This is a genomic window from Kitasatospora sp. NPDC048662 (assembly GCF_055587065.1).
Window position 1 is genome coordinate 620,363 of record NZ_JBVJHA010000001.1, and the last position, 17,352, is coordinate 637,714.

The window sequence follows — 17,352 nt, forward strand, 5'->3', positions numbered from 1 at the left end:
TCCGGGGCAAGCAGGCCTTCCACCGGGCCCGGACCGGCGCGTCCACGGGCGGTCCGGGCGGGTTTATCGGCATCCCGGACGGCGGGGGAAGGAGAGCGGAACAGTGCGCTCCGTAATCGGGCCGGGCCGTCCCGAACGGGAACGGGCAACCGTGCGTCGGCGGGCGGTTCGCTCGGCGCGGAGCCTGGCGGGGCCGGTTCGCTCCGGGCAACCGTGCGTCGGCGGGCGGTTCGCTCGGCGCGGGGCCTGCGGGGACGGCTCGCTCGGCGCGGGGCCTGCGGGGCCGGTTCGCTCAGCGCAGGGCGAGCGCGAGCAGGGACAGGCCGCCCGCCAGCGCCGAGGTGCCGAGCAGCGCCCAGAACAGGTCGGCGGGCAGCGAGGGCAGTTCCTGGTGCGCGGCCAGCACCACCCGGTCCGGCCGCCTCGGGTCGTATGCGACCTGAACGGCCGCGCCGGCTGCCAGCTGCGGCGGGCGGCGCAGCGGGGTGTGCCCGCGCGGGCGGGCCAGCACCAGGCGGCCCCGCGGGTCGGGGCGCAGCTCGTGGACGGTGCCGAGGCCGGCGTCGGCGGGCCCGCCGGCGGTGTCCACGGGGTAGGAGAGCAGCGGGCTGCTGTCCATCGCCTCGGTCCGGTCCGGGTCGGCGACCACCTGGGCGGTGGCGGGCACGCCGTACCGGCGCAGGTGGTGGCGAAGGCGCAGTTCCACGGCGCACCACAGCAGCAGCGCGCTCCCGAAGACCGCCAGGACCGCCCCGCCCACCAGCGTCGTCGGCGTCTCCACCCGGTCCTCCCCCGCACTGCCCACAGCCTGTGGACAGCACCCTGGCACCCGGTGGACAACCGGCGGCGGACACTCGGCGTCCGACGGACCACACCCGGGAAACGCCAGGGTGAACACGGCGGCCGCCCGGGGCCGATGGTGTCCAACGCGGCCGGGCCGCACAGGTCACCCGGAGCTTCGACCACGGGAACGCGCCCTGTCGAGGCTCCGGGTGACCAATGTCACCGCCTGCGCACCGGCCGGCTCTGCCCGCCCGGCTCCGGTCGGCTCAGCCCGCCCGGCCCGGGCTCCGGCCGGCTCAGCGGACCGGCTCGATGAACCCCTGCTCGGTGAGCAGCCGCAGCGACTCGGGTACCCGGGCCCGCAACTGCGCCGCGTCCTCGCCGAGCAGTTGGGCGATCGCGTCGATGATCTCCCCGGCGGCCAGCGTGCCGTCGCAGACGCCGACGAAACCCGCGCCGACGGTGTCCACCTTGGTGGCGCGCCGCATGCCCCGGTTGTGCCGGAGCACCACGTGCTCGGGGTCCTCGGAGCCGGGCGCGCCGATCTGCTCCTGCACCACCTCGTCGGCGAGCAGGTAGCGGGCGGCCAGCAGCCCGGCGTCGTCGTGGCCGCGCAGGAAGTCCTGGCGGGCGAACCACTCCTCGATGTGCGGGCCGAGCGGCTGCTCCACCGGGTGCGGCCACTCCTCGATCCGGACCACCGGGTCGGCCGCGCCGGACGCCCGCAGGGTGATCCAGCCGAAGCCGATGCCCTCCACGCCGGCCGCCTCGAAGCTGTCCAGCCACTCCTCGTACCGGGCCCGGTACTCGTCGCCGCGGTGGTCGCCACCGTCGCGCAGCCACAGCTCGGCGTACTGGGCGATGTCCTGCACCTCGCGCTGCACCACCCAGGCGTCCAGGCCGGTGCCGGCCACCCAGCCGGCCAGCCGGTCGCGCCAGTCCTCGCTCTTGACGTGCTGCCAGTTCGCCAGCAGCTGGCAGTAGCCGCCGGGCTCCAGGTGGTCGGCGGCGCCGCGCACCACGCTGCGGCACAGCTCGTCGCCGGCCATCCCGCCGTCCCGGTAGGTGAACCGGCCCGCCGGGGAGATCACGAACGGCGGGTTGGAGACGATCAGGTCGAAGCGCCGCTCGCCGATCGGCTCGTACAGGCTGCCCTCGGCGGTGGTGACGTTGTCGAAGCCGGACAGCGCGGCGGTCAGCCGGGTGAAGTGCAGGGCACGCGGGTTGAGGTCGGTGGCGGTGACCCGCTGGGCGTGCCGGACCGCGTGCAGCGCCTGCACGCCGGAACCGGAGCCCAGGTCCAGCACCTCGCGGACCGGGCGACGCACCGTCAGGTTGGCCAGCGTGGTGGACGCGCCGCCCACCCCGAGCACCAGGTCGCGGCGCTCGATGCCGGCCGCCGTCCGCCCGGAGCCGATGCCGCCCGCGCCGCCGACGGCGCAGCCGAGGTCGGACACCACCCAGGCGGCCGCGCTGGGCAGGCCGGCCACCTCGTCGGCGTACGGCCGCACGTCGACGGTGGCGCGCAGCTCTGCGCCGTCGCGCACCAGCCAGCCGTCCGCCAGTAGGCCCTCGACGGGCAGGGCGGCCGCGGCGGCGGCCTCCGGCACCGGCTGTTGCAGCAGGAACAGCCGCACCAGGGTCTCCAGCGGCGAGCCGCCACGGGTCGCCCGCAGCGCCGGGACGGCCTCGCTGCGGGCCAGCGCCGCGTACGCGGCCGGGCCGAGCAGGTCGAGCAATCCATCGGCGGTGAAGGAGGCCTTCAGCAGCGCCTCCCGCAGTTCCGCCGTCCGGCCGGTATCAAGAACGGGGCTGTTCGTCACCCCGCCATTCTCCCCCGTCCACCGGCCCGGCCCGTCCACCGCACCCGGCGACGGACCGACGGGACCTCAGCTCTTGCTCGGCGACGGCGAGCCGGAGCCCTGGCCGGGTGCCCCGGAGGACGGGGCCCCGTTGCCGCCGGGCGACGCGGACGCGTCCGGGGACGCGCCCCCGGACGGGTTGGCGCCGCCGGACGGATCGGCGGCGGGTGCGCCGGTGGAGGCCGCCTTGCAGCCGGGCTGCTTCTTGAGCGCGGCGCCGAGGTCGCCGCTCTGCAGCGTGGCGAGCGCGCCGGTGGAGACCTGGGACAGGCGCTGCACCTGGTCGCCGACGCTGCGCAGGCCGTCCGCGAACTTGGCCTGATCGGCGTTGGTCAGCCCGTCCAGCTTCTTCTGCGCGTCCAGATAGCCCTGGGCGACCTGCTTCAGCTCGTTGACGGCGTCCTGCTGGACCTTCGCCCCGTTGTCGATCTTCGGCGCGCCGGCCTTCTGCACGGCGTCCGCCAGCTGCTGGTTGGTGGTGGCCAGCGCGGCCAGGTCGGTGGACAGCCGCTTCTGCAGGTCGACGGGGGACTCGCCGTCCTTGACGTTCCCGGTGTCGGCAAGCGCCGCCCGGGACTGCGAGATCGGGTCCCTCGCGGCATCACAGACGTTCTTCGCCCAGCCGTCGAGCTTCTTCGCCGAGTCGTCGGCGGAACAGCCGACAGCGGCGAGCGCGAGCAGCGCGCCGAGCGCGGAGACGGTGACCAGTCGCTTCTTCACCGGGGCCCTTTCGGTCGCTGACACCCGGTCCCGGGCATCGACCAGCGAACCTACACGGCCGCCCGCCCCGGCCTGCGCGGAAGGCCTCAGCCAGAGGCATCCGGGCAGCTCAGCGGCCTGGGCCCGGCTCCGGTCCACCGGTGCGCGGGGAGCAGGGGGGCCTCACACGTCGGCGTCGGTCGGGGAGACCGACCAGCTCATCCGGATCACCCCGCCGTCGGCGCCGTTGCCGACCTCGACGTCCTCGACCAGGCCGGTGATGACCGCCAGGCCGAGCGCGTCCTCGTCCTCCGAGCCGCCGCCTTCAGCACCGGCGGCCTGCGCCGGGCCGGCCTCGTCGGCGACCTCGATGAGAAAACGCTTCTCCTGCTCGATCAGCGCGACCCGGACCGCGCCGTCCACGCCGTTGCGCTGGTGCAGCGCCACCGCGCGGGAGCAGGCCTCGCCCACCGCGAGCCGCAACTCGTCGAGCACCGACTCGTCCACCCCGGCGCGTCTGGCCACCGCGGCGGCCACCAGCCTGGCGGTCCGCACGTGCTCGGGCAGTGCGCTGAATCGAAGTTCGACGGTTGCCATGTCTCCCCTCCGGGGTTGCTCCCCGCCGCAGGGCACTCCGGCCCTCGCGGCGGCGGCGGGAACACCGACCACGCCGGCCGGGCAGGGCTCAGCGCCCGGCCGACCGGCGGCGGTCGATCGAGAAGATTCGGTTGGAACGGCGGACCGACGGAAGGATCAGTCGGTCGCCGCGACGGCGTCGTCCACCGAGTTGTGGATCGGGAACACCTTGGTCAGACCGGTGATCCGGAAGATCTTCAGGATGCGCTCCTGGTTGCACACCAGGCGCAGCGAGCCCTCGTGCGCGCGCACCCGCTTCAGGCCACCGACCAGCACACCGAGGCCGGTGGAGTCGAGGAAGTCCACGCCCTCCATGTCCACGACCAAGTGGTAGTTGCCGTCGTTGACGAGCTCGACAAGCTGCTCACGCAGCTTGGGGGCGGTGTACACATCGATCTCGCCGCCAACCTCGACGACCGTGCGATCGCCGACAGTACGGGTCGACAGGGACAGGTCCACGGAACCTCCAGCACCTTGCCTTGCTACGTCATTGCGATCTTCAGCCCCGTGGCTGCGACCACGTGGTCGCAGGCCCAGGGCGCGGCAGACCGGCAGGTCGGAGCCTCGGTTTCTGCGGCCCTCGGCCATGCGGCCGTCACGGGCTTCATTCAACCACTTGCGACCATGGGCGCACGATGGTTAACAGCGATTCTCCGTCACGCCGGTGACACACTGGGTCTTCATGCCGCCCCGTCACCACCAGCCCGAGGCCCTGCTCGCGACGCTTTCCACCGAACGCGGCAGGTCGGATCGCCTCACCCATACGGAGCAATTGCCCGCACGGGAGGCGCGCTACGCCCCTTGGCCGGAAGGAATTCGTCAGGAGGTGGTCGCGTCCGCCGCCCGGCTGGGCGTGCTGCTGCCCTGGGCGCACCAGGCCGAGGCCATGGACCTGGCCGCGGCCGGGCGGACCACGGTGATCGCGACCGGTACTGCCTCGGGCAAGTCGCTGGGCTATCTGGCCCCCGTGCTGAGCGACCTGCTGACCGGCACCGAGGCCCGCAACGGACGCGGCGCCACCGCGTTGTACCTCGCCCCGACCAAGGCGCTGGCCGCCGACCAGCGCCGGCGCGCCGCCGAACTTGTCCCCGACCGGGTCCGGGTGGCGCTCTACGACGGCGACACGCCGCCGCAGGAGCGCGAGTGGGTCCGCCAGTACGCGTCGTACGTGCTGACCAACCCCGACATGCTGCACCGGGGCATACTCCCCGCCCACCCGCGCTGGTCGTCCTTCCTGAAGGCGCTGAAGTACGTGGTGATCGACGAGTGCCACACCTACCGCGGCGTGTTCGGCTCGCACGTCGCCCAGGTACTGCGCCGGCTGCGACGGCTGTGCGCCCGTTACGGCGCGTCGCCGACCTTCCTGCTGGCCTCCGCCACCACCGCCGAGCCGGCCGTCACCGCGCAGCGACTCACCGGCCTGCCCGCGACCGCCGTCACCGAGGACTGCTCGCCACGCGGCCCGCTGGTGTTCGCGCTGTGGGAACCGCCACTGACCGAGAACGTCGGCGAGCACGGCGCGCCCGTCCGTCGCTCCGCCACCGCCGAGGCCGGCCACCTGCTCACCGACCTCGTCCACGGCGGCACCCGGACGGTGGTCTTCGTCCGCTCCCGCCGGGCCGCCGAACTGGTCGCCCTGCAGGCCCAGGAACAGCTCGGCCAACCGCTCGCCGCCCGGGTGGCCGCCTACCGCGGCGGCTACCTGGCCGAGGAGCGACGCGCCCTGGAGCGCGACCTGCACACCGGCCGGCTGCTCGGCCTGGCCTCCACCTCCGCGCTGGAACTCGGCGTGGACGTCTCCGGCCTGGACGCCGTCCTGCTGGCCGGCTACCCCGGCACCCGGGCCTCGCTCTGGCAGCAGGCCGGACGCGCCGGACGCGAGGGCCAGGGCGCACTGGCGGTGCTGATCGCCCGCGACGACCCGCTGGACACCTATCTCGTCCACCACCCCGACGCACTGTTCGCCACCCCGGTGGAGGCGACCGTCCTCGACCCCGACAACCCGCACGTGCTCGCCCCGCACCTGTGCGCGGCCGCCGCGGAACTGCCGCTCACCGACGCCGACCTGGAGCTCTTCGGCCCGTCCAGCGAGCCGCTGCTCCCGGTGCTGGAGCGGCGCGGACTGCTGCGCCGCCGGAGCGACGGCTCCTGGTACTGGACCCGCCGGGAACGCGCCGTGGACGGCGTCGACCTGCGCGGCAGCGGCGGCAGCCCTGTGCAGATCGTCGAGGCGGACACCGGGCGGCTGCTCGGCACCGTGGACGCCGAGGCCGCGCACACCACCGTGCACACCGGCGCCGTCCACCTGCACCAGGGACGCACCTACCTGGTCCGGGAGTTCGACCTGGAGTCCTCGGTCGCACTGGTCTCCCCCGCGAATCCGCCGTACACCACCTCCGCGCGGGACGTCACCTCGATCTCGATCCTCTCCACCGACACCACCGAGGAGTGGGGCGAGGCCCAGCTCAGCTTCGGCTCGGTGGAAGTGGTCAACCAGGTCGTCGGCTACCTGCGCAAGCAGATCTCCACCGGCGAGATCCTCGGCGAGAGCAAGCTCGACCTGCCGCCCCGCACCCTGCGCACCCGGGCCGTCTGGTGGTCCGTCACCGAGGACCAACTCCTCGACGCGACCATCCCGTTCGACCAGCTTCCCGGCGCGGCCCACGCCGCCGAACACGCCTCGATCGGGCTCCTTCCGCTGTTCGCCACCTGCGACCGCTGGGACATCGGCGGTGTCTCCGTGCCACTGCACCCCGACACCGGCCTCCCCACCGTCTTCGTCTACGACGGCCACTCCGGCGGCGCGGGCTTCGCCGAACGCGGCTTCCGCCGCGCCGTGGAGTGGCTGACCGCGACCCGGGACGCCATCGCCGCGTGCGAGTGCGATCGCGGGTGTCCGTCCTGCGTCCAGTCCCCCAAGTGCGGAAACGGCAACGATCCCCTCGACAAGGCCGCCGCCATCCGCCTGCTCACCATCCTTCTCGCCCATGCCCCCAGCCGGCCGGGCAGCACCGACACCTCCGACGCGTCCGACGCATCCGATGCCCCCGGCGCTTCCGGTGACGACGGGGCCGGCTCGGCTGATTGACGGTCCGTCCGCTTCACCGGCGTTGTCGCCCCAGGGCCCACAGCGGGCCGGCCCGGGAGCGGGCTCGCGCCGGGCCGAGCGGGACGGGCAGGCCGCGAATCGGGACCTGGACGACCACCTCCACCGCGTCCTGGTCCGGCAGGGCGTGGCAGGAGACGAGTTCGGCGCGCTCCTGAGCCCGAGTCAGCTCGGCTGCCCGGCCGCAGCCGCCGTCCGGGTCGAGCAGCAGTCGGTCGGCTGCGGCCAGCGCGGCCAGATCGGCCGCCGACTCGGCGCGATGGCGCGCGACCACCACCTGGCCGACCATCAGGCAGGCCGAGAACACCACCACGCCCAGCAGGCCCAGCGCGACCAGCCATACCGTCGCCGACCCGCAGTCGGACTCGGCGGCCCGAATGGGCCGCCGGTGTCGCTCTCGCACGGCGGTCACCTCCTCTCGGAATCTCAGCTTTCGTTGGTCAGCACGTCCTCGCGGGCGCTCACCGCGGTGGCGGTGAGGCGGACCGACAGGAGAACGGCGAGGCGACCAGGCCCAGGGCAGGGGGCCTCGACGGTGACCCGGGCGGTGGTGGCGTCCAGCGCGACGGCAACCTTCGCACCCTCCGGAGCGGCTGCCGCGGCAACCGCTGCCGCATCGCCGTCCCCTCGGGCGGCGGCCCGGGCACCGGCCCGGGCCGCGTCCACACAGCGGATCTGGGCACCGGCGGCAGCCACTCCCCAGATCAGCATCGCCGCGAGCAGCACCAGGGCAGGCAGGGCCACCGCCGTCTCGGCGGTGACCATCCCCGAGTCCGGCGCCCCGGTGCGGCCGGCCCGGCGCTCACGCCGCATGCAGAGCCCGGCCGAGGATCTCCGACAGCGCGCCGGAGACCGTGTCGCTGGTCACCACCTTGTAGAGCACCGCCGCGAAGGCACAGGCCGCCACCGTGCCGATCGCGTACTCGGCGGTGCTCATCCCGGCGTCCGGCGGCCCCTCCGCCATCGTTCGGTACCGGTGGCGCAGCCAGCCGCCGATCCGGCGGGTGACGCGTACTGCGAGCGCCGGTCGGACCGGCAGGGACAGTGTCGTCATCGGTGAAATCCCTTCGTAGGCGTGGAAATTCGAGCGGCTCGTGACTCAGAGCCGCTGGGAAAAGATGCTGGTCAGGCCCATCACCACCGGCACCACGCCGATCAGCACGAATGCGGGCAGGAAGCAGAGCCCGAGCGGTGCGGTCGCCAGGACGCCGGCCCGGCGGACCCTCGCGTGCGCCGCTCGTGCCGCCGCCGCCCGCTGGGACTGGGCGAGGCCGGCGAGCGCGGTGGCCGGTGGTGCGCCGCTGAGTGTGGTGCGGGCCAGGCAGCGGGCGAGTGGGGCCATCGGCGGGCAGTCGGCGGCCAGTTGCTCCCAGCAACGCTCCGGGGAGGCGCCGAGGGCCAGCTGGGCCGCGACGCCGGACAGGCGGTCCCGCATCGGGGACGGGACGCTGTCCGCGACCGCGAAGGCCGCTCCGGCCGGGGAGCCGCTCGAACCGAGACAAGCCGCCAGCAGCTCGGCGGTCAGCGGCAGTTGACGAACCAACCAGTCCCGCTCGGCGGTCCGTCGCCGCTCGCCGGGCGACCTGACCCGGGGCAGCAACCGCCACCCCGCCCAGCCCGCCACCAACCCGACCGCCGGGCCGGCCCAGCCGCCGACCAGAACGGCGGCGGACACCCCGAGCAGCACGGCCAGCGGCCGGTCGTCCGCCACCCAGCGGATCGCCCGCCGTGCGGCCGCCCCGCCCCGGCCGGCCCTCGCGGGAACGGACGCCAGCGCCGGGACGCAGCGCCCGGCCCTGCGCCGGGTCGCCCGCCCACGCACCGCTGCCAGCGCCTCGCCGGCCAGGCCCACGGCGGCCACCGGCACCAGGATCACCATGGCACCCACCGCACCTCCACCAAGACCTCCATCAACACCTCCACCGAAACCTCCATCGATGCCTCCGCCGACTCGAACTCGGATCATTCGCCCTGCGGTTGGAGCGGTTTCCCCACGCCGCCGGATGGGTCGCCCCGGGCCCGGGGGGCCGCCACATCCGTTCACTCCCACCGGTCCGCCCTGACCGCCAGTTGATCCCCCGCCAGGGAGGGTGCGGCGGCAAGCCACCGGTCCTGCCGGGAGCGGGAGATCCCGCAACCGGAGGCCACCGCCCGGACCGGGTCGGGCCGAACCTTGCGCAGAACCTCGGGCTGGGCTTCGGCTCGGATCGGACGGGACTGGGCCGGGGCATCCTCGGCCGCCCGGACGATCCGGGCGGTCCAGACGATGCCGGCGGCCTCCAGGGCGGCCCCGGCAAGCAGGCTGAGCAGGCCCGCCGGGGTGTGCAGCAGGACCTGCGCCGGGTGGGCGCCGAGCGCGCCGCCCAGTCCCATGCCCACGACAGGCAGGGCGGCCAGCACGATCACAGTGGTGCGTGGACCCGCGAGTTCGCCCGCGATCTCCTCGGCGAGCGCCCGTTCGGCGCGCAGCGCGTCCGCGACCTGCTCCAGGCCGAACGCCAGCCCCGTGCCGCTCTCGGTGCTGACCCGCCAGCAGGCCGCGACCGCCGCCGCGCCCTCCCCACCGGGCAGTTCGGCCACCAGCCGGAGGGCTGCGGCCAGGTCGGCCCCGTAGCGGCCCGCCGCCAGCCGGGCCGTCGGCTCGGGGCCGAGCCGACGGGCCCAGTCGGGGACGGCCCGGGAGAGCACGGAGTGCATGGCCTGCTCAGGTGTCGCGCCGCTGCGCAGTTCGGCCGCCAGGCCGGCACACAGGTCGATCACCGCCGCGGCCCTTCGCCGCGCCGCGCGACCCGCGGTGTACCGGGCACGCCATTTGCGGATCGGAATCACCGCACAGGCCGCCCCGATCAACGGAAGCACCGAGGCGGTGTTCTGCCCGACCGCCGCTCCGGCCGGGAGCAGCAGCAGTTCGGGCACCAGCCAGCGCGGCCGCCGTCGCCGCCACCCGGACCGGATCCGGGCGAGCCGGCCGTCCGGTACCCGATGTCCGTTCAGTATCCGCCGCAGCCGCCCGTCACCGCGCTGCCGGTGCCGGGCCGCCGTCAGCCAGACCGCCCCGAACAGCGCCGCGCCGAGCCCGGCGACCGCACCGAGCACGGCTGCCGCGCCGGCGATGCCGTCGGCCGGCGGCATCGCCGCCAGGGCTCCGAACTCCCCTGCCATCACGACCTCCTGACCTCTGAGCGCAGCAGCCGCCACGCGGCCACCCCGATCACGCAGAGCCCGATCACCCACATCAGCTCGATCTGACGCAGCGTCATGTCACCTCCACCGGGGTTTCGCAAGAGGGTGCGTCAACCGAACCGGCGTCCTGCTCGGCCGAATCGGGTGCGGAGACCGCCTCGGGGTGCGGGGGCAGCTCGACGCCGCGTTCGGCGCAGAGGTCCCGCAGCCTGGTCCAGCCGGGGCCGGGGCGGCTGCGTCCGTCGCGATCGAAATGGACGGCGGCGGTGGTGCCGGTCAAACCGTCCGGGTCGGCGACCAGCAGGTGCAGGCCGGTGACCCGGCGGCGGCCGTCGGCACGGTCGCGACCGAGGTGGACGACGGCGTCGAGTCCGGCCCGGAGCTGGCTGTGCAACGACTGCCGGTCGAGTCCGGCGAGAGAGCCGAGGGCTTCCAGCCGGGCGGGCACGTCGGCCGCCGTGTTGGCGTGGACGGTGCCGCAGCCGCCTTCGTGGCCGGTGTTGAGGGCGGCCAGCAGGTCGACCACTTCGGCGCCGCGGACCTCGCCGACCACCAGCCGGTCGGGTCGCATCCGGAGGGCCTGTCGGACCAGGTCGCGCAGGGTCAGTTCACCCAGCGACTCCTGGTTGGGCGGTCGGGACTGGAGCCGGACGACGTGCGGATGGTCCGGCCGGAGTTCGGCGGAGTCCTCGGCCAGCACGATGCGTTCGTTGACCGGGACGAGCCCGAGCAGTGCGGCGAGCAGGGTGGTCTTGCCGCTGCCGGTGCCACCGGAGATCAGCAGCGACAGCCGGGCCCGGAGCACGGCGGCCAACAGGTCGGCGCCGGACGGGGGCAGGGCCCCGGCGGCCACCAGTTCGGCAAGCGTGAAGGGTGTGCTGCGGCAGGTGCGCAGCGAAATGTGGGTGCAGTCGGCGGCGATCGGCGGGAGGACGGCGTGCAACCTGGTGCCGTCGGACAGCCGGGCGTCCACCCAGGGCCGGGCGTCGTCCAGGCGGCGCCCGGCGGCGGTGGCCAGCCGGTGGGCGAGCCGGCGGACTGCGTCGGTGTTCGGGAAACGCACCTGGGGCGCGCGCTCCAGACCCTTGCCGCGGTCGATCCAGATCTGGTCGGGTCCGTTGACCAGAACGTCAGTGACGCCGGGTTCGGCCAGCAGCGGATCGAGCGGCCCGGCGCCGACGATCTCGGCGCGCAGGCTGCGGACGGTGTTGAGCACGTCGGCCCCGCCGAGCGGCGGCCGGGCGGCGCGCAGGGCGGCGGCGACCGAGCCCGTGGTGGGTGCGGCGCCCGCCTCGGCGAGCCGGAGCCGGACGACATCGACGAGTTCGGCGGCCCCGTCCGCGGGCAGGCCGCCGGGCGGCGGCCCGTCCCGTTCGGGCGCGGCCGGCGGCTGTCGGCGGACCAGATAGCGAACCGGCGGGCCGGTGCGCGGGCCGGCCTCGGCCGGGGCGACGTCCTCGGCGGGCCCCGGCGGGGCACCGTGCAGGGCCCGGGCGCGGGGTACGGGGATGCGCCGGTGGGTGCGGGTGATCGGCTGCCGGGCGGGCCTCGGTTCCCTGGTGTGCCCGTCGGTGGGCTCGGGGTGGGTGTTGACGGCGTGCAGGCGGTTGGCCATGGGTTCTCCTCAGGCCGCCACGACGGGCGGCATCGCTTCGGTCAGGAATTGCCCGCAGAACCGGGCCAGCGGCCCGCCGTCCCGCAGGCCGGGCGGGGCGCCCCGTTCGGCGTCCAGGGCGAGGCCGGGTTCGGGAGCGAGTTCCCCGGCCAGGCGCAGGTGCAGGCCGCGAGCGACATCGGCGGCCGTGAGGCCGGACGGCCCGGGGGTGCGGACGACGGCTCGCAGGTCGGCGAGCCGTATCCGGACGGCCGCGGCGACCCGGTCGGCGGCAGCCAGCGCGCGCAGTTCGGCGGGGACCACGAGCAGCCCGGTGTCGGACTGTTCGAGCGCCTGGGCGGCCGCCGCGTCGAGGTGTCTGGGCAGGTCGAGGACGACCAGCCCGCCGCGTCTGCGGGCGGCGGCCAGGACGCTGCACATGGCTTCGGCGGGGATGCTCAGGGTGTCGGAGCGGTCCCAGGACAGGGCGCTGAGCCGGTGCGGCTCGGGCAGCGCCCTGGCCAGCTCGGCGCCGCTGATCCGGCCGCGCGAGGCGGCCAAGTCCGGCCAGCGCAGGCCGCCGGCCTGTTCGGCGCCGAGCAGGACATCGAGTCCGCCGCCGAGTGGGTCTCCGTCGATCAGTATCGTGCGGTGTCCAGCCCGGGCAGCGCGGACCGCGAGCGCGCAGGCCAGCGTGGAGGCCCCGGCGCCGCCGCGTCCACCGAGCACGGCGACCGTGAGCGCGGGTGGCCCGACGCCTTCGGTGGCGTCGGCGATCCGGTCGAGCAGCCAGGGCTGTGCGTCTGGCAGGAACAGCACGTGCTCCGCGCCGAGCCGGACGGCGCGGACCCAGATCTCGCCGTCGTCGAGGTCGAGCCCGAGCAGCAGCACGCCGGGTCGGCGGGGCAGGCCGGCGCACTGCTCGGCGAGGTCGTCGCCGACCAGCACCAGTGGGGCGTTCTCCCACAGCCGGGCGGGCGGTGGGGCGCCGCTGAGCAGCCGCGGTTCGGCTCCGGCGGCGGCGCACAGGCGGGTGAGCTGTTCGGCGAGGGTCTCGTCGCCGGTGATGATCAGTGGCCCGGGCGGGGGCTCGGGGCCGGTGGCGTGCGGATCGGTGAGAAATGCGGACAAGGCGGGCCTCCGCGTGGTGCGGGATCGTCTGACGGCGCGTCGGACGCGGCGGCCCGGACGGGTCGGCGCGGCGGCGCGGACACCACGGTGAGGCACGGCCCGGAATGCGTCAGCCGAGTTCGCAATGCCTGTGGATAACCCGCCCCTGTGGATAACCGAGCTCACTCGGACGGGGGCCTAAACAGTTCGGAATTGACGCATCAGGGATACCAATATGACGCTCAATCCACTACGGAGAGTGACAAATGGGCGAACCTGAAGAACCCTCGACAGCGGCTCGGAAACCGCCGGAACACCCCCTCCGAACCGCACGTCACGCCACTCCCTGGAGGCTCAATTGCCTAGGAAAATGGCCCCGGACATGCGACGACCCCCGCCGGGGGGGAGAGCGGGGGTCGTCTATCCACGGCCCGACTCGGGGGGGAGGAGCCGGACCGGGTTAGCACGGTCGCGCGAACGATCCGTGACTTCCATGGTGTACCCGACCGCCCAGAAACACAAACCCGCACGCCCGTGGGTCCACCGAATGGCCGCCTGTTTTGCCGATCCCTCTATCCTCGGTTCCCGTGGACACCACCGAGAACGCCGACTTCGCCGACCGCGGTGCCGACTCCGACGCACCGGACTCCACCGAGCCCGTGACGGACACCACAGCGCCCACCCGACCCGGGTACGGCGTGCCGCGGACCGCCGCCTTCTTCGACCTCGACAAGACGATCATCGCCAAGTCCAGTGCGCTCGCCTTCAGCCGGCCGTTCTACCAGGGCGGCCTGATCAACCGTCGCTCCGTGGTGAAGAGCGCCTATGCCCAGTTCGTCTTCCTGGTCGGCGGCGCGGACCACGACCAGATGGAGAAAATGCGGGCCTACCTGTCGGCGCTCACCCGAGGCTGGAACGTCCAGCAGGTGCGGGAGATCGTCGCGGAGACGCTGCACGGCATGATCGACCCGATCATCTACGACGAGGCGGCCTCGCTGATCGAGCAGCACCACGCGGCCGGTCGGGACGTGGTGATCGTCAGCAGTTCGGGCTCCGAGGTGGTCGAGCCGATCGGCCAACTGCTGGGCGCCGACCACGTGATCGCCACCCGCCTGCACGTCGAGGACGGCCGCTACACCGGCGAGATCGAGTACTACGCGTACGCCGACAACAAGGCCATCGCGATCCGCGAGCTGGCCGAGCGGGAGGGCTACGACCTCGCCAACTGCTATGCGTACAGCGACTCCTCGACCGATCTGCCGATGCTGGAGGCGGTCGGCCACCCGGCAGCGGTGAACCCGGACCGGGCGCTGCGCAAGGAGGCGGTGGCCCGCGAGTGGCCGGTGCTGGCGTTCAGCCGACCGGTCGAACTGACGCGCAGACTCCCGGAGTTCCACGCGCCCAGCCGTTCGGTGCTGGCCGCGGTGGCGGTCGGCGCGGCGGCGCTGACGGCCGGGGTGCTCTGGTACGGCGCCCGGCGCCGGCGTCCAGTGGCCTGAGGCCGCGCCACCGGCCGCGCACCGGCGGAACGATCCTGCGCGAGGTGGAACGACCCGACGCGAGGAGGAACGGCCTTGCGTCGGGCGACGGTTCGCCATATCGGACAAACCGCACGGGAACCCGTCAAAGTAGCCCTTTTCGGGTTCCCCTTTTGTCCGATCTGCGGTAGAAATGGGTTAGGCCCGCGAGACCCGGTCAGGACCCCAAAGGGGTCGTTCCGACAACGCAGTTCAGGCCCCACGGACCCACGTACGGACAACTGGGCACCCACATGCAGCCGACCCGCTGTCGGGCCGCCGCACCAGGCGAAGGGCAACAGGACCCCGCCTGATGGGCATTGCACGGTGCATGCACTGGTAACCCGGTCTCCGTGCCAGCGGCGACGCCCGGAAGTCTCGGACGTCGCCGCAACTGCGCTGCTGGGCCTTCCCGTTCGAGCCGCACCGCTCCGCTCGGCCCAGTTGATCAGAAAGTCAGACCATTCCGCGCTGCATCGCCTCGCACACCGCGGTACTCTCGCGGACACCGAGGCCGAGCCCGGCGGCGCAGTGGGTGAGCCAGCGGGCCATGCCCTCGGGGGTGCCCTCCAGGTAGCCCAGCAGGGCCTGCCGGTAGGCGGCGGTGCCGAGTTCGGCGAGGCCGACCTCGGCGGGGCAGATCGCCTTCGGGTCGAGCCCCTCGGCGGTCAGCACGATCCGCTGGGCGGCCCGGGCGACCAGGCCGTTGTAGCTGCCGAAGGGACGCAGCGCGAGCAGTTCACCGTGGACGACGGCGGCGACCACCAGGGCGGGCGCGCCGCCGGTGGGGCGTTCGGCGCGGGCGGCCAGCAACCCGGCGAGCTGGTCGAGGCGGGCGGCCGCCTCGTCGGCCGGGGGCGGCGGCGGGAGTTCGCCGACCGGTCCGTCGAGTGCGGCGCCTTCGGTGGCGGCGAGTTCGCGCGGGAACAGCGGCGCGGCACTCTCGCCGGCCCGGCGCGGGCGGCCGGCGGACGGGTCGGCGTCGCCGACGGCAAGCAGGTGGAGGCGGGCCAGCACTTGGAGCGGGGAGGTGCGCCAGATGCTGAGCAGCTGGCCGGTCTCGGCGGAGAGGCGCAGGGCCGCGCCGACCGTCCGGGCCTCGGGGTCGGCGCCGAAGTCGGTGCGGCGGCGGACCTCCTCCAGCGGCCAGTCGGCGCCCTCCAGGGCGGCAGAGGCGCGGGCGCCGCGCAGTGCCGACTCGGACGTCACCTCGCCCGCCCGGCGCCGCATCACGCGGTGTCCGTAGAGACGGTCGACGTTCTTGCGCACCTCGGCGACGGCCTCGGGGACCCCGGCCAGCTGGGCCAGCGGGGCGAGCGGGTCTGTTCCTGTGGTCACCTACCCGAGAGTAATGAATCGCCGGAACTCCTGGGCAGCAACCCCCGGGTCACCCTTTCGTGGCAATCCGCCCTTCCCCCATGTGCGACACCCCAAACCACCGCTAGCATGACCGCAATCGGTGACGATAACGATTTCCAACAAGCGCCCGTCGTGGCGGCAGTGCCATCGCACCCCGATGCCATCGCACCCCGACGACAGCCCGTGGCACACAGCGCCACAGCACCCCAGAGCTACAGCACTACAGAGCCACAGAGCCGGAGACTCAGATGAAGATCGCCTTCGTCGGCAAGGGCGGCAGCGGCAAGACCACCCTGTCCGCACTGTTCATCCGCCACCTGGCCGCCGCCGGCTGCCCGGTGGTCGCCGTCGATGCCGACATCAACCAACATCTGGGCCAGGCCCTCGGCCTGACGGATGCTCAGACCGCCTCACTGCCCTCGCTCGGCGCGCACCTGCCGGAGATCAAGGAGTACCTGCGCGGCACCAACCCGTTGATTCGCTCCGCCGAGGAGATGATCAAGACCACCCCGCCGGGCCCCGGCTCCCGGCTGCTGCGGATCGTCGAGGAGAACCCGGTGTACGCGGCCTGCGCCCGGCCGGTCGCCCTGGACGAGGGCTCGGTGCGGCTGCTGGCGACCGGCGCATTCACCGAGGAGGACCTCGGAGTGGCCTGCTACCACTCCAAGGTCGGCGCGGTGGAACTGCTGCTCAACCACCTGCTGGACGGCCCGGACGAGTATCTGGTCACCGACATGACGGCAGGCTCCGACTCGTTCGCCTCCGGCCTGTTCACCCGCTTCGACCTGACTTTCCTGGTTGCCGAACCCACCCGCAAGGGCGTCTCGGTGTACCGCCAGTACAAGGAGTACGCCCAGGACTTCGACGTGCACCTGCGAGTCATCGGCAACAAGGTGCAGAGCGCGGACGACCTCGAGTTCCTGCGCCGCGAGGTCGGCGACGACCTGTACGCCTCGTTCGGGCACTCCGACTGGGTGCGGCGGCTGGAGCGCGGGGACGAGCCGCCGCTGCGCGAGCTGGAGCCGGCCAACCGCGAGGTGCTGGGCCGGCTCCGGACCGCCGCGGACGCCTCCCACCAGCTGCGCGACCGCGGCCGCTACAGCGCCCAGGCAGTCCGCTTCCACCTGCGCAACGCGGAGAGCTGGGGCAACGCCAAGATCGGCGCGGACCTGGCCACCCAGGTGGACCCCGGCTACGTGCTGGGCGCCGAACAGGCCCGGACCGCCGGGGTCTGAACCACCCGCCCAGGGGCCGGTCCGTCCTGCTGGACGGACCGGCCCCTGGGCGTTTCCGACGAATTCCCACTTGGTTCGGGTACCACACGATGTGGTGAAAAGCCCTTTTTGCGCTTCCACCGAACGCGCACGCTGTGCAAAGGTCTCATTACTCTCGGTTTACCAAGTCTTGAACCCGGGTCGCCACTGGCCTCGCCGCGCGCCCCGGGCCCCGCGCGGCCACCCATCGCCCGGCCGCCCCGCCACACCCGCTGCGACCCACGACAGC

16 protein-coding genes are annotated in these 17,352 nt (G+C 73.8%); 3 read left to right on the forward strand and 13 right to left on the reverse strand.

All coding sequences use genetic code 11. The annotated features are described in order from the left end of the window. Positions 1–292 precede the first annotated feature (292 nt). The 5 genes from ACZ6R9_RS02990 to bldG form a co-directional block, all read right to left on the reverse strand. A complete protein-coding gene (locus ACZ6R9_RS02990; RefSeq protein WP_465536159.1) occupies positions 293–781 on the reverse strand; it encodes a hypothetical protein in 489 nt (162 codons plus the stop codon). Between the two features lie 298 nt (positions 782–1,079). Continuing rightward, on the reverse strand, positions 1,080–2,606 hold the full coding sequence (locus ACZ6R9_RS02995) for a DUF7059 domain-containing protein (protein ID WP_465536161.1): 1,527 nt from the start codon (positions 2,604–2,606) through the stop codon (positions 1,080–1,082). 66 nt (positions 2,607–2,672) lie between these two features. Continuing rightward, on the reverse strand, positions 2,673–3,365 hold the full coding sequence (locus tag ACZ6R9_RS03000; RefSeq protein ID WP_465536163.1) for a small secreted protein: 693 nt from the start codon (positions 3,363–3,365) through the stop codon (positions 2,673–2,675). Between the two features lie 162 nt (positions 3,366–3,527). Then, complete coding sequence (locus ACZ6R9_RS03005) at positions 3,528–3,941, reverse strand: ATP-binding protein (RefSeq protein WP_380488379.1); 414 nt, start codon at positions 3,939–3,941, stop codon at positions 3,528–3,530. 156 nt (positions 3,942–4,097) lie between these two features. Next, on the reverse strand, positions 4,098–4,439 hold the full coding sequence (bldG, locus tag ACZ6R9_RS03010) for an anti-sigma factor antagonist BldG (protein WP_073807489.1): 342 nt from the start codon (positions 4,437–4,439) through the stop codon (positions 4,098–4,100). 223 nt (positions 4,440–4,662) lie between these two features. Between bldG and ACZ6R9_RS03015 the strand changes: the two genes are divergently transcribed. Beyond that, positions 4,663–7,068 carry a DEAD/DEAH box helicase gene (locus ACZ6R9_RS03015; RefSeq protein ID WP_465536166.1) on the forward strand — a complete coding sequence of 802 codons (2,406 nt, stop codon included), beginning with the start codon at positions 4,663–4,665 and terminating at the stop codon, positions 7,066–7,068. Between the two features lie 13 nt (positions 7,069–7,081). Here the strand turns inward: ACZ6R9_RS03015 and ACZ6R9_RS03020 are convergent, their stop codons facing one another. From ACZ6R9_RS03020 to ssd, 7 genes are all read right to left on the reverse strand, one after another. Next, positions 7,082–7,489 (reverse strand): Rv3654c family TadE-like protein, encoded by a 408-nt coding sequence (locus ACZ6R9_RS03020; protein WP_465536168.1) that lies wholly within the window; start codon positions 7,487–7,489, stop codon positions 7,082–7,084. A gap of 23 nt (positions 7,490–7,512) precedes the next feature. Then, the gene (locus ACZ6R9_RS03025; RefSeq protein WP_465536170.1) at positions 7,513–7,899 is read right to left on the reverse strand and encodes a TadE family type IV pilus minor pilin; all 387 of its coding nucleotides are present in this window, start codon (positions 7,897–7,899) and stop codon (positions 7,513–7,515) included. Then, a complete protein-coding gene (locus tag ACZ6R9_RS03030; RefSeq protein ID WP_465536172.1) occupies positions 7,889–8,140 on the reverse strand; it encodes a DUF4244 domain-containing protein in 252 nt (83 codons plus the stop codon). The genes ACZ6R9_RS03025 and ACZ6R9_RS03030 overlap by 11 nt, the downstream gene beginning before the upstream one ends. A 45-nt stretch (positions 8,141–8,185) precedes the next feature. Then, positions 8,186–8,965: a type II secretion system F family protein gene (locus tag ACZ6R9_RS03035; protein ID WP_465536794.1), complete on the reverse strand. Its 780-nt coding sequence runs from the start codon at positions 8,963–8,965 to the stop codon at positions 8,186–8,188. 161 nt (positions 8,966–9,126) lie between these two features. After that, on the reverse strand, positions 9,127–10,248 hold the full coding sequence (locus tag ACZ6R9_RS03040) for a type II secretion system F family protein (protein ID WP_465536174.1): 1,122 nt from the start codon (positions 10,246–10,248) through the stop codon (positions 9,127–9,129). Positions 10,249–10,342: 94 nt separating this feature from the next. Next, the gene (locus tag ACZ6R9_RS03045) at positions 10,343–11,884 is read right to left on the reverse strand and encodes a TadA family conjugal transfer-associated ATPase (protein WP_465536176.1); all 1,542 of its coding nucleotides are present in this window, start codon (positions 11,882–11,884) and stop codon (positions 10,343–10,345) included. A gap of 9 nt (positions 11,885–11,893) precedes the next feature. Next, positions 11,894–12,994 (reverse strand): septum site-determining protein Ssd, encoded by a 1,101-nt coding sequence (gene ssd / locus ACZ6R9_RS03050; RefSeq protein ID WP_380488385.1) that lies wholly within the window; start codon positions 12,992–12,994, stop codon positions 11,894–11,896. 638 nt (positions 12,995–13,632) lie between these two features. On the opposite strand from ssd, the gene ACZ6R9_RS03055 reads away from it, so the two are divergent. Beyond that, entirely contained in the window at positions 13,633–14,472 is an 840-nt protein-coding gene (locus tag ACZ6R9_RS03055) for an HAD family hydrolase (RefSeq protein ID WP_465536796.1), read from the forward strand. Positions 14,473–14,946: 474 nt separating this feature from the next. Here the strand turns inward: ACZ6R9_RS03055 and ACZ6R9_RS03060 are convergent, their stop codons facing one another. Continuing rightward, positions 14,947–15,828, reverse strand: coding sequence for a Fic family protein (locus ACZ6R9_RS03060; RefSeq protein WP_380488386.1), 882 nt, complete (start codon positions 15,826–15,828; stop codon positions 14,947–14,949). A 269-nt stretch (positions 15,829–16,097) separates the two neighbouring features. On the opposite strand from ACZ6R9_RS03060, the gene ACZ6R9_RS03065 reads away from it, so the two are divergent. Next, positions 16,098–17,084 carry an ATP-binding protein gene (locus tag ACZ6R9_RS03065; protein WP_380488387.1) on the forward strand — a complete coding sequence of 329 codons (987 nt, stop codon included), beginning with the start codon at positions 16,098–16,100 and terminating at the stop codon, positions 17,082–17,084. Positions 17,085–17,352: the final 268 nt, after the last annotated feature.